Raw genomic sequence first — 12722 nt, 5'->3', positions numbered from 1 at the left:
GTTCACTCCTCCAGTTCGTCTTCGATTACGACACCCTCATCGACCGGTACGAAGTCGGGGCGTTCCTTCGCCTCCCGGAGGGCCCGAAGCCGGTCGCGGTACTCCTCGGATCGGAACCGATCGGAGAGCCGCGCGTTCGCCACTATCAGGAACAGGAACGCGCCGACGATCAGAAACAGAATCCCCATCGCCGGGGCGACGATCGTGTCGAGATCGGTCGCGACGGTGGCGACGAGCAGCGCCGCACCGGCGAGGACCTGCACGGCCGCGATGACCTGTATCAGCAGGTTCCCGAACTCGCCGGTTCCCTCCGGGACCGTGTCCGGGTGGGGGAGCGACCAGTCGTCCGGCGGCGTCGGCACCTCGTACGACTCCATCGCCGCCAGCGCGACGATCGGCTCGACGTCTCTGAGGACCGTCCCCTGCCCGATCACCTCGCCCGTCGGTCGGATGATCGCGTACCCCTCGTCCGAGTACACGAGGAGCCGCTCCTCGTCGTCGGCGCGGACGCGCTCTAGCACGCCGAACACCTCCCGCCGAGCGATGCGGGACTTCAGCTCGTCTGCGGCTCGGTCGAGGAGTCGGTCTCCCGTGATCCACGTGTCGGGATCGAAGGCGGCGTCCCACTCGTCGGCACTCATCTGCGCCATGTCCGACGGACCGAAGTCGTCGAAGTCGTACTCGGATTCGACTCGCTCGCGGAGTTCGTCGAGTTCGTCGGCGGATCCGCTGCGGTCGTCGGCGGACCCGTCGGGGACCCGATCTCCCTCCGATCGAGCGTCTCCCTCGTGTTGAGAGCCTCGCTCCGATCGAGGCGCGGCGTCCGATCCCGTCGAGGTGTCCTCCATCGTCTCGGTCGTACGGGCTCCGGACGCTAACTGTTTTCGTCCGCGGCCCGTCGATCGAGGAGTTTTACGCGCCGGAGACCGTACCGGTCGACGATGGTTGATTCGTCGGTCGTCGCGGCGATCGCCGGGCTGTCCGTGACGGCGAGCCTCCCGTTTCTCCTCTACGGGGCGTGGATCATGATCGACGCCGAGGTCGTGACGTGGAACGTCCTCACGCACCACCTGCGGTACATCGGCGTCGGGCTCGCGCTGACCACCGTCCCGGTCGTCGGATGGATGATTCCCCGGCTCTTCCGGCGACTGACGGGGCTCGCCGTGATTCACGCGTTCTTCGGCCTCCAGGCGTACGCGCTGCTGGCGTTCGCGCTCACCGGAATCGTCCGCATCCTGCAGGCGAAGCGGAACGCCGACGCCTACGGGAACCCCGACGTCGACATCGACGAGATCCACGAGGACATGGGACACTGGCGGTCGCGGCTCCGCGTCGGCGTCGCCGGGTTCATGCTGCTCTGGCTCTGCGCGTGGGTCACCGGGATCTACCGGTTCTACGCGATCCACGTCGCCCCGGCGATGGGGTGGTGACCACGGTGAGGTGGCGACCACGGTAGTGGTGAGTCGGTCGCGGCGACCGACAGCTTCAATCCCGGTTTGCCCCTACGGTACCCATCGTGGCAGTCACCTTCGATCTGTTCGGGACGCTCGTCGACGTCGCGTACCCGTCCGACCCGGCAGAGGTCGTCGCGCGCGAGTTGGAGTCGCGCGGCGTGGACGTGCCCGACGACTGGCACGTCGCGTACGGCGAGCGACACGTGGACGCGCCCGCCGGTGCCGAGGTCCCGCTCCCGGCGCACGTCGCGCACGCGCTCGAGTCCCGCGGCGTCGACGCCGGCGGAACCGCCGTCCGACACGCCGTGGTCGCGGCGTTCGATCCGGACGTGACGCGACGCGACGGGGCGCGAGCCGCCGTCCGCGACGTGAGCGAACAGGGACCGGTCGGCCTGCTCTCGAACTGCGCCGTCCCCGAGCTGGTTCCGAAGACGCTGATCCGCGCCGGGCTCCGCGGCGAGTTCGACGCGGTCACGACGAGCATCGGCTGCGGCTGGCGAAAGCCCCACGCGAAGGCGTTCGAAGCCGCCGCCGAGGCCCTCGGCGTCGCGCCCGAGACCCTGACCCACGTCGGCGACGATCCCCAGACCGACGGCGGCGTCGTCGACGTCGGTGGCCGCTTCGTCGACGTGACGGAGACGCCGCTGTCGGCCGTCGCGAGCGAACTCGAAGCCCAACAGTGATCCCGATACTCGGCTCTCAGCAGTCGTCCTCGCGGTCGAGCCGCTCTCTCCACACCTCGTCGATCCGTCTCTCCGCGAGCAGCTTTTCCAGATGCGCGACGACCGTCGCGCGGGCGAGATCCTCGACGCCCGATAGGTCCTTCTCGTAGGCGGTCTCGAGGACGGCGTCGACGTCGCGTGCACCTCCCTCTATCGCGCCGAGAACCGACCGTTCCCGAGCCAGGCGATGATCGATCAGGCGCTGGCAGGCGGCTGCCGGATCGCCGATCGGCGGGCCGTGTCCCGGCCACAGCCGATCGAAGTCGGCGTCACGGACGCGTCTCAGGCTCGCGAGGTACTCGCCGAGGTCACCGTCGGGCGCCCCCACGACGACGCTTCCCTCCGCAACGGCGAGATCGCCGCAGATCAGGTCGCGGCGCTCGGTGGCGTCGTCGTCGACCTCGCCGTCACCGGTTCCGCCGCCTCCGCTGGCGACCGCGAACGCGAGGTGGTCCGCGGCGTGACCTGGAGTCTCGACCGCGCGGACGGCGGTCTCGCCGATCCGGTCGCCGTCGCGGACGGTCTCGTCCGGTTCGATCCCCGTCGCGTCCGCGAGCCGGTCGGGGTAGTCCGCGTGCGCGACGACCGGTGCGTCCGTCAGTTCGGCGTACGCGGCGACAGCGCCCACGTGATCCGGATGGACGTGGGTGACCGCGATCGCGTCGATCGCGTGCGGCGTCTCCGCGTCGACCGCGTGCGGCGTTCCCGCATCGCGCCCCTCGACACCGGTCCCGCCCGCGTCACCGACACTGACGGCGTCGCCGACGCCGACGGCCGCGTCCAGCGCGTCCGTGCGAGCCGCGGGATCCACGAGAACGCCGCCAACGAGGTATGCGTTCGTCGTCCCGCCGGGCGCGCGAGTGTCGACCGGGATCTCGACGCGGGTGACCTCGGGGGGCTCCGTCGGCGTCGGTCTCGTCGATCCCTCGCGGTTCCCCGTCATCGTCTCAGTCGCCGCGGCCGATAGAAGAGGTGTCTCGCCGGTCGAGAAGCGACCGCGCGGCCGGACCGGGTCCCGCCCCCGATCGCTCGCGACCGGGGATCGACACGTCGAGATCGCCGACGACGGCGAACCGCGAGAGGTCGCTGACGCCGGCGTCGACCTCCTCGACCGACTCGTACGGGCGACCGACGACGACATCGCCCGCCGTGCTCCGGTTGATCCCGGGGATCGCGGTCAGCTCGTCCATCGACGCGGCGTTGACGTCGAGCGGATAGGGAACGCCCGTGACCGATCGGTAGCCGTGGTCGGTGATCGCCACGTCGATCGCGGCCCCCAGCTCGCGCTCGCCGGGGACGGCGACGAGCAGCGCGTAGGTGCCGAGCTGACGTCCGAACGTCTTCCCGTCCTGATGGTACTCCAAGTGGACGTCGGGAAGGACCGTTCCCGGCGGCACGACCCGGTCGAGCATCGGGTTGTCGATGGTCTCGCGCACTTCCCGCTTGTACGACTGAAACTGGTCTCTGTGTTCCTGTGCGATCTCCGCGCCCGTCTCGGCCATCTCGGTGCCCGCGAACGCCATCACCTGTCGGACGTTGATCCGGCGGAGCATCAGCCCCTCGTCGTAGACCGTCTGGAGGAACCGCTTGTTGTGCTCGTAGGTCTCCGGCCGCTCGCCCGCGAGCCCGTGAACGAGGTTGATACCGGGGAGGAGCTTCGGCAGTCGCGGCGAGGCGTCCGGTCCCGTGGAGGGACCGACGAGCCGCTCCGGGTCGCCCGGCGTCGACCCGGACGCGTCGCCCGGCCGCCAGCCCCCCTCCTCGTTGACGACGCGGACCGCCTCCAGGCACTCCTCCGCCGTGACGAGCAGGTTGTTCTGCTCTTGGACGACCGGGTCGGCGGACTCCAACCCGAACGCCGCCGTGTCGCCCGGGGTGTTGTGCTCGGCGATGACGCGGATCGCCTCGCGGGAGGCCTCGGGGTACTCCGTGATCGTCACCGGGTTCATGTTGTCGAGGTGGAGCGTCCGGAGGTCGGGAGCCACCTCGCGGATGCCGCCGTACAGCTCCCGTAAGGCGTCCGGGTTCGGTGCTTCGCCGTCGCCGCCGAACGCGAGGATGTCGGCCTGCCGGCCGAGCCGGAAGTGTCTGACTCCCCTATCGGAGAGCGCGTCGACCTCGTCGACGACCGAGCGGGCGTCGCGGAACGCCGGGCTCCCGTACAGCGGCTCCGTGCAGAACGAACACCGGTAGGCGCAGCCGCGGGAGGTCTCCATCTCGCAGATGAGGTAGTCGGGGTGGTTGGGGTGCTGCTCGACGACGAACGCCCCCTTCCGGGCCCAGCGGTCGACCTCCTCGTTGCTTCGCATCCGGTTGCCGTATCCCTCTAGTCCCTCGCGGACGAGGTCGTAGGCGGCGGCCTCCACGTCGCCCATCGCGACGAAGTCGTAGTCGAGGTCGTCGCGCTCGGTCTCGGTCGCACCGGCGTTCTCCTCGCCGACGCCGAACCGCACGGGCCCGCCGAGCAGCGTGACGCCCTCCGCCGTCCACCCGAGTTCTCGCACCTCGTCCGGTTCGGCCGGCGTCCCGCCGACGTAGCTGCCCGGCACGGTCATCCCGCCGACGTAGACGAACAGGTCCGCGCCGGCGACGTCGGCGTGTTTGCTCCGGTCGTCGCGGAGCTCGTCGATGGTGTGATAGGTGATCTGCGACTCGGGCACGCCGGCGTCGACGAGCGCGCCGGCCGTGTACCGCGGGTACGTCGAGACGTACGGCGGGACGCCGAAGTGCGCCGGCTCGTCGACGTAGCCGTCGACGATGGTGACGGAGAGGTCGGCCGGGTCGGGCGGGAGGGAGCCGCGACCGGCCGCGGACGGATCGGTCATGTTGCCCGACCGTAGTCGGCCAAGACGGGAAAAGCGTGCGGAACGTGCGGCGCAGACGCCGGAGCGGGCACCACCGCCCGATCGGTTCAGACCAATCGGAGAGAACGGGCGGTCGTGCCAGCCGACTCGCCCTCCCGTCGCCAGCGACTCGTCCGGTACGTCGTGATCGGTACGGTCGTCTGCTATGGCGCGGTCCGGGGTTTCCGTGCGGCGTCTCCGTCGGCGTCGCCCTCGTCGCGCTCGCGGAGCGCACCGCCGTCCCCGCTCGCCTCCGAGGTGTGTCGAACCACTAACTATTAACGCGGCGATTGAGAACGGTCGAGACATGTCCGACGCTCCGGCCGAACTGGGTGTCCTCGCCGTCGGGACTGACCCGGCGGTCGTCGGCCGCGACGTGAGCGCCCTCGAAGACCGGGGTTGCGAGGTGCACGTCGAGACCGTGACGACGACGTCGGCGGGGCTCGAACGGGTCCGCTCGGCGTCGATCGACTGCGTCGTCTCCGACCACGGCCCGCCCGAGTGGGACGGGATCGAGTTCCTCGAACGCGTGCGAGACGCCGCGCCGGACGTGCCGTTCGTACTCTACACGGCCGACGGGTCCGAAGCGCTCGCCAGCGACGCCGTCTCCGCCGGCGTCACGGCGTACGTGCCGCGAGGCCACACCACCGAAACCGCGGACGGTGACGGCCGGGACCGCGGTGACAACGTCGACGGCGACCGCTCCGCCGACGCGGACGCGCTCGCGGAGGCGATTCGGTCGGCCGTCGCGAGAACGCGTCGGAGCGATCGAGACGGCGTCGGCCCCGAGGCGGGCTCGGACGCCGCGGAGCGCCACGCCGATCACGCCCGTCGGCTGGAGACGCTCATCAGCAACCTCCCTGGGTTCGTCTACCGGTGTCGGAACGAGCCGGGGTGGCCGATGGAGATCGTGAAGGGGGAAAGCGAGTCTATCAGCGGCTACACAACGGAGGAACTCGCGAACGACGAGGTCGTCTGGGGCGAGGACGTCATCCACCCCGACGACGCCGACCGAATTTGGGAGGTCGTCCAAGAAGCGATCGGCGCCGGCACCGAGTTCGAGGTCACCTACCGCATCCGCACGGAGGACGGCTCGATCAAGTGGGTGTGGGAGCGGGGACAGCTCGTCACCCCCGAGGACGACGACCGGTCCGTGTTGGAGGGGTTCATCACCGATATCACCGAACGGAAACGGTACGAAGAGGAGTTAGAACGGCGGAACCGGGAACTCGAACGCTTCGCGAGTATCGTCTCGCACGACCTCCGGAACCCGCTGAACGTGGCGTCCGGTCGCGTCGAACTCGCCCGCGAGGAGGTCGACAGCGAGCACCTCGATCGGGCCGCCGACGCTCACGAGCACATGGAGTCGCTCATAGAGGACCTCCTGACACTCGCGCGGAGCGGCGAGCGGATAACGGAGACGGAGCCGGTGTCGCTGTCGGCGGTCGTCAGACAGGCGTGGCGGAACGTCGCCACGGGGGACGCGACGCTGGTGGTCGACGTCGACCGAACCGTCGAGGCGGACCCAAGACGCCTCGCACAGCTCGTCGAGAACCTCGTGCGAAACGCCGTCGAACACGGCGGCGACGACGCGACGGTGACCGTCGGCGAACTCGGCGGAGCCGCTGCCGACGAAGGCGCCGAGAGCGAGGGGGGCGTCACCGGTCGCCGCGGGTTCTACGTCGAAGACGACGGTCCGGGGATCCCGGAGGACCACCGCGACGACGTGTTCGAGATGGGCTTCTCCACCGAGGAGGACGGCACGGGGTTCGGACTCCCGATCGTGGCGCAGATCGCCGAAGCGCACGGCTGGGAGGTCGAGGCCTCGTCCGGGACCGACGGTGGTGCCCGGATAGCGGTGACTGACGTCGAGTGGGTCTGAACCGCTGGTTCTCCGGGTGTCGATGTAGATCCGGCCGGTCCGGTGGCGTCCTCGCGAGGCGCGTGCGAGTCGGTTCCCGTCGGTTCCGCCGCCACGTCGTTTAAGCCGCCGCCGGTCCAACGGTATCACATATGCCATCGACTATGGAGGTCGCGTGCGAGTCGGACGACTGCGAACTCGACATGTTCGAGAATCACTACACCTACGACGTCCCGGACGACCACTCTGTCGCGGACCTCTCGTGTCCCTACTGCGGCGGAAGCGACCTCGCGGAAATCGAGGTGTGACCCGTGGGCGGACTCGTCGAGGCCGGGCGGTCCGCGTTCCGGCGGGCCCTCGAACGCGTCGGGCGGGGCTGGAGCAAGATGCAGGAGCGTCGCCCGCTCTCGTACGACCTCCTCGAGAGCGACGACTCGTATCTCGTCGTCTTCGACGCCCCGGGCGTGCGAGGCGAGGACCTGAACGTCACGTTCCTCGATCACACCGTCGAGGTCACGCTCGACCGGTTCCGCGACTTCTATGACGGCTACGAACTGCTGTTCCCCGGCCGCGGCGTCTCGCTGTCCGGCACCGCGGAGCTGCCGGCCGACGCGAACGTGACGCCGCAGGGAGCGAACGCGACGCTGGCGCGGAACGGGACGCTTCACGTAGAGATCCCCAAGTCCGACGCCGCACGCGACGTGACGGTCGTCGAAGAGGACGCGGCAGACGACGATCCGGCCGACGACCCCAACTGACCGGCCCCGGGACCGCCTCGGCCCGCCGCAGTCGACCCATCTCACCGCGGCCGTTCCCGATCGGCGCGTCGTTCCGCGGTCACGCTTCATCCTCACCGCATCGTTCCGCGCTCGCCCCATCTCGGCGTTCGACGGTCATCCCCTCGACTATCTCGAACGTCTCGTCCCCGTCGAACCGCCCGGGATCGAGGGCGTCGATCCACGGACCGTCGCGTTTCGGTTCACGGTCGCCACATCCCGGTTCGTGAGTGCTGTGCCCCGCCCGTGCGTCGGAGAGCGACGCCAGCACGCCCTCAGCGACGTGTTCACCGATAGCGGGCGCGCGCATGAACCCGTGTCCCTGCCAGCCGGCGGCGACGAAGACACCGTCGAGGCCGTCGACCGGGCCGACAAGCGGGTCGCCGTCCGGCGTCGCCGTACAGAGGCCGGCCCACGCGCGAGCCACCGGCGGTCCGCCCTCGTCGATCGCGGGGTCGCTGACCCGCTCGCGGAGCGTCTCCGAGACCGATTCGACGAACCAGTCGTCGGCCGCGCGGTCGTACCCGTTCGGGTCGGCCGCCACCGGTTCCGTGCCGTCTCCGGCGAGGAGTCCCGTCGGGTGCGGGCGGAGGTAGACGCCGGCGGTCGCGTCGTAGACCATCGGTCCGTCGTACGGGACGGCGGCCGCGAGCGCCTGCACGCGATAGGGCACGACCGGCAGGCCGACGCCGACGTCGGCGAACAGCTCCGAGGTGTGCGCGCCGACGGCGACGACGACCGCGTCGAACGCGCGACTGCACCGACTCGGGTCGGATCCAGTGTCGGTCTCGGGAGTCGGTCGGAGCGTCGGCCGGTCGCCGACGCGAGACAGTCTCACCGCGGTCTCCGTCTCGACGTCGACACCCTCGCGAGAGGCCCGATCCCCCATCGCGGCCACGTAGCTCGCGGGGTCACACCATCCGGCGTTTTCGGCGACCACCGCGGCGGCGAGGTCATCCGCGGCGATCGGGAAGCGGTCGCCGAGCGTCGCGGGGTCGACGCGCGTCACGTCGCGGTCGTGCGCGCGCATCCGCTCGACCATGGCGGGCACGGCGTCGGCGTCCGCGTCGCCCTCGCGGACCGCGATGACGTACGGGTTGGGCGTGAACTCGAATCCGGGCAACGACCGGTCGAACGCCCGAAACCGCGCCATCGACCGCGCGGCGAGCGCGGCGTCGAAATCCTCGGCGTAGGCGTCGTACAGCACGCCGGCTGCGCGCCCGGTGCTCCCGCTCCCGAGGTCGCCGCGGTCGTACAGGGTCACGTCCGCGCCGCGGGCGGCGAGGTCGGTCGCGGCGGTGACGCCGACCGCGCCGCCGCCGACGACCGCGACCGCCGGGGGCTCGTCTCGGTGGATCACGCCTCGGCAGAGCACGGGCGTCACCGAAAAGACACCGGCGTCACCCCCGATGGAACTCCCTTCTCACTCGGGCTCGCGGTTGCTGCAGATCGAGCCGGTGACGTGCTTGCCGCAGATCGAGCCGGTGACGTGCTTGCCGCAGATCGAGCCGGTGACGTGCGTGTCCCCGGCCACGTTATGGGCGTAGAGCCCCTCGTTCGAGTATGAACCAACTCGTCGACGGCGAGTGGCGCACGGACGCCTACGAGACCACGAACGAGGAGGGGGCCTTCGAGCGAGGAGAGACGACGTTCCGGAACTGGATCGCGGGCAGCGACGTGCCGGACCACGTCGACGCCGAGCCGGACGAGCGGTTCCAGCCGGAAGCGGGACGGTACCACCTGTACGTCTCGTACGCCTGCCCGTGGGCGCACCGAACGCTGCTCGCGCGGTCGCTGCTCGGACTCGAAGACGCTATCGACGTGAGCGTGGTGGACCCGTGGCGCGGCGAGGGTGGCTGGCAGTTCTCCCCCGAGAAGGACGGCTGCACGCCCGACCAGCTCCACGACAGCGACTACCTCCGCGAACTGTACGTCGAGGCCGACCCCGACGCCACCTGTCGCGTGACCGTGCCCGTGCTGTGGGACACGGAGGAGGAGACGATCGTCAACAACGAGTCCAGAGAGGTGCTCCGGATGCTCTCGACCGCGTTCGACGACCTCGGCAACGGCGTCTCGCTGCTGCCGGACGACGAGTCGGTCGCGAGCGACGGCGAGGTGACCGTCGCCGACGTGGACGAGGTGATCACGGAGATCTACGAGCCGATCAATAACGGTGTCTACCGCGCCGGTTTCGCCACATCACAGACCGCCTACGACGAGGCGATAGACGACCTCTTCGAGGCGTTAGACTACTGGAACGACCAGCTGTCGGAGCAGCGCTACCTCGTCGGCGACTCGCTCACCGAGGCGGACATCTGTATGTTCACCACGCTGATCCGGTTCGACCAAGTGTACCACACCCACTTCATGTGCAACCGGAAGTTCATCCACCAGTACGAGCATCTCTGGCCGTACCTGCGCGACCTCTACCAGACGCCGGGGGTCGCAGAGACGGTGAACATGGACCACATCAAAGAGCACTACTACACGACCCACCCGGACGTGACCCCGTCCGGCATCATCGCGCGCGGCCCGGACCTCGATTTCGACGCGCCCCACGACCGAGACCGGCTCGGTGGCGACGCGCCGAACCCGCACACCGCGGACTGAGGCGAGACTGCGCGGAAGCGGTCGCCGTGGACGCGACTCGAACGCCCCGTCCATGCATCGCGTCCCGGAGCCGAGCGACGCCCAACGGGTTCAAGTACGCGGTTCCCCGACCGGTGCCTACGATGGAGCCGCCGAACATCGAACGGCTGGACGAACAAACCGTTCAGCGGATCGCGGCCGGCGAGGTCGTCGAGCGCCCGGCGAGCGTCGTGAAAGAACTCGTCGAGAACAGCCTCGACGCGGGCGCGAGCCGGATCGCCGTCGCCGTCGAATCCGGCGGCACCGAGGGGATCCGCGTCCGCGACGACGGCGTCGGGATCCCCGCCGACCAGTTGGAGGCGGCGGTCGCGGAACACGCCACCTCGAAGATCGGCGATATCGACGACCTCGACCGCGGCGTCGCCACGCTCGGCTTCCGCGGCGAGGCGCTGTACACCGTCGGAGCCGTCTCGCGGCTCACAGTCCGCTCCCGACCGCCGGACGCCGACGCCGGGGCGGAGATACCGGTCGAGGGCGGCGAGGTCGGTGAGGTTCGCCCCGCCGGGTGCCCCGCGGGCACGTCCATCGAGGTCGAGGACCTGTTTTATAACACGCCCGCGCGGAAGAAGTTCCTCAAGCGGACGGCGACCGAGTTCGACCACGTCAACACCGTCGTGACGAGCTACGCGCTCGCGAACCCCGACGTCTCCGTCTCGCTGGAACACGACGGCCGCGAGACGTTTGCCACCGAGGGGAACGGCGACCTTCGGTCGGCCGTGCTCGCCGTGTACGGTCGCGAGGTCGCCGAGTCGATGGTCGACGTCGAGTGGACGCCGGACGACGACGCTTCCCCCGTCGAGCGCGTGACCGGGCTCGTCTCGCACCCGGAGACGACGCGGTCGACCCGCGAGTACCTCTCGACGTACGTCAACGACCGGTACGTGACCGCGAGCGCCCTCCGCGAGGCGACGCTCGAGGCGTACGGCGGCCAGCTCGCGCCCGACCGGTACCCGTTCGCGGTGCTGTTCGTGACGGTTCCGCCCGGCGACGTCGACGTGAACGTCCATCCCCGAAAGCTCGAAGTCCGGTTCGACGAGGAGCCGGCGGTGCGGTCGGCCGTCGAGACCGCCGTCGAGTCGGCGCTCCTCGATCACGGGCTGATCCGATCGACCGCTCCCCGCGGGCAGTCCGCGCCGGACGAGACGGCGGTCCGTCCGGAGTCGTCCGACCACGCCGCCGTCGGCGGCGCCGGAACCGAACACGAGCGGGCGGCGCGCGAGAACCGCGAGGAGGCCACGAGCGCGAACGGAACCGAACGCGAGTCGGGCGGGGCCGGGCGCGAGGAGACCGACGATCGGACCGGCGGAGCCGCCGAACTCGACCCCACCGACGCGGACGCGTGGGCGGTCGACGACATCGACGGAACCGGATCTCCGGACAGCGGCGACGACCGACGGTCAGAGGCGACCGCGAGTGTCGACCACGAGACGACTGACCGAAAAGTCGGAGCTGGATCCGACGAAGGGACGGCGACGACAGATCCGACGAGGGATTCACCGACGACAGATCCGACGACGGAGACCGCAGCGGCGGAGTCAGACGGTGAACCGTCGGCGACCGCGGACGACACCGCGACGGCGTCGGCTCCGACCGATCGCCCGTCTCCCCGGACCGAGCGGTCAGAGTCGGGCGAAGGGAACCTCACGGAGGCGAGTCCGTCCGTCGCCGACGCCGGATCGGCTCTCGACCTCGCCTCGACGCCCGGCGGCGACGCCTCGTCGATGCCGACGGATCAGTCGACGCTCGGCGGCGGGACGACGGCCGAGGAGCGGCGCTACGACTCGCTGCCCCCGTTGCGGGTGCTCGGCCAGCTTCACGAGACGTACGTGGTCGCGGAGACGCCCGAGGGGCTCGTGCTGATCGACCAACACGCCGCCGACGAGCGCGTGAACTACGAGCGACTCCGCGAGACGTTCGCTGACGGCGCGGACGCGCAGGCGCTCGCCGAACCGGTCCGCGTCGAACTGACGGCGCGGGAGGCGGCGCTGTTCGCGGAGTTCGCGGACGACCTCGCCGAGATAGGGTTCCGCGCCGAACGCGCGGGCGACCGCGAGGTCGTCGTGGAGGCGGTGCCCGCGGTCTTCGACGCCGCGCTCGACCCCGATCTCCTGTGCGACGTGCTCTCGTCGCTCGTCGGCGAGGCGACCGACGGCGACGAGCCCGTCGCGGACGTGGTCGACGAACTGCTCGCGGACTTGGCGTGTTACCCCTCGGTCACCGGTAACACCTCGCTGACGGAGGGGCGTGTCGTCGACCTGCTCGATCGGCTCGACGCGTGCGAGAACCCCTATGCGTGCCCGCACGGGCGGCCGGTGATAATTCGATTCGACCGCGAGGAGATCGGCTCCCGGTTCGAGCGCGACTACCCCGGACACGCCGGACGCCGCGCGGAGTGAGTCGCGTCGGCGGTTGGCGTG

The 12722-nt window shown here is 70.2% G+C and carries 11 protein-coding genes; 7 read left to right on the top strand and 4 right to left on the bottom strand.

Annotated features, from left to right (window positions below):
• Positions 1–2: 2 nt before the first annotated feature.
• Entirely contained in the window at positions 3–848 is an 846-nt protein-coding gene (locus ACZ45C_RS12075) for a DUF7319 domain-containing protein (RefSeq protein WP_460562420.1), read from the bottom strand.
• Positions 849–941: 93 nt separating this feature from the next.
• Between ACZ45C_RS12075 and ACZ45C_RS12070 the strand changes: the two genes are divergently transcribed.
• The gene (locus ACZ45C_RS12070; protein WP_460562422.1) at positions 942–1430 is read left to right on the top strand and encodes a DUF7321 family protein; all 489 of its coding nucleotides are present in this window, start codon (positions 942–944) and stop codon (positions 1428–1430) included.
• Between the two features lie 86 nt (positions 1431–1516).
• Entirely contained in the window at positions 1517–2137 is a 621-nt protein-coding gene (locus ACZ45C_RS12065; RefSeq protein WP_460562424.1) for an HAD family hydrolase, read from the top strand.
• 16 nt (positions 2138–2153) lie between these two features.
• On the opposite strand, the gene ACZ45C_RS12060 is transcribed toward ACZ45C_RS12065, so the two are convergent.
• Together ACZ45C_RS12060 and ACZ45C_RS12055 are read right to left on the bottom strand one after the other, a co-directional pair.
• Positions 2154–3119 carry an MBL fold metallo-hydrolase gene (locus tag ACZ45C_RS12060; RefSeq protein ID WP_460562427.1) on the bottom strand — a complete coding sequence of 322 codons (966 nt, stop codon included), beginning with the start codon at positions 3117–3119 and terminating at the stop codon, positions 2154–2156.
• Positions 3120–3123: 4 nt separating this feature from the next.
• A complete protein-coding gene (locus tag ACZ45C_RS12055; protein ID WP_460562429.1) occupies positions 3124–5001 on the bottom strand; it encodes a radical SAM protein in 1878 nt (625 codons plus the stop codon).
• Between the two features lie 325 nt (positions 5002–5326).
• Here ACZ45C_RS12055 and ACZ45C_RS12050 point away from each other — a divergent pair, with 325 nt between their 5' ends.
• The 3 genes from ACZ45C_RS12050 to ACZ45C_RS12040 all read left to right on the top strand — a co-directional run bounded on the left by ACZ45C_RS12050 (position 5327) and on the right by ACZ45C_RS12040 (position 7638).
• Positions 5327–6901 carry a sensor histidine kinase gene (locus ACZ45C_RS12050; RefSeq protein ID WP_460562431.1) on the top strand — a complete coding sequence of 525 codons (1575 nt, stop codon included), beginning with the start codon at positions 5327–5329 and terminating at the stop codon, positions 6899–6901.
• A 131-nt stretch (positions 6902–7032) separates the two neighbouring features.
• Positions 7033–7188, top strand: a complete 156-nt coding sequence (locus ACZ45C_RS12045; RefSeq protein ID WP_460562433.1) for a DUF7559 family protein — start codon at positions 7033–7035, stop codon at positions 7186–7188.
• Positions 7189–7191: 3 nt separating this feature from the next.
• Positions 7192–7638 (top strand): Hsp20/alpha crystallin family protein, encoded by a 447-nt coding sequence (locus ACZ45C_RS12040; RefSeq protein ID WP_460562435.1) that lies wholly within the window; start codon positions 7192–7194, stop codon positions 7636–7638.
• 79 nt (positions 7639–7717) lie between these two features.
• On the opposite strand, the gene ACZ45C_RS12035 is transcribed toward ACZ45C_RS12040, so the two are convergent.
• The gene (locus ACZ45C_RS12035) at positions 7718–9016 is read right to left on the bottom strand and encodes an NAD(P)/FAD-dependent oxidoreductase (protein ID WP_460562438.1); all 1299 of its coding nucleotides are present in this window, start codon (positions 9014–9016) and stop codon (positions 7718–7720) included.
• Between the two features lie 203 nt (positions 9017–9219).
• On the opposite strand from ACZ45C_RS12035, the gene ACZ45C_RS12030 reads away from it, so the two are divergent.
• Positions 9220–10266, top strand: coding sequence for a glutathione S-transferase family protein (locus ACZ45C_RS12030; RefSeq protein ID WP_460562440.1), 1047 nt, complete (start codon positions 9220–9222; stop codon positions 10264–10266).
• Between the two features lie 122 nt (positions 10267–10388).
• On the top strand, positions 10389–12701 hold the full coding sequence (mutL, locus tag ACZ45C_RS12025) for a DNA mismatch repair endonuclease MutL (RefSeq protein ID WP_460562442.1): 2313 nt from the start codon (positions 10389–10391) through the stop codon (positions 12699–12701).
• The last annotated feature ends 21 nt before the right edge of the window (positions 12702–12722 follow it).

It is taken from the genome of Halorubrum pallidum (assembly GCF_055380345.1).
Note: the sequence above shows the minus strand (reverse complement) of the source record. Positions and strands in the feature narration are given on the sequence as shown.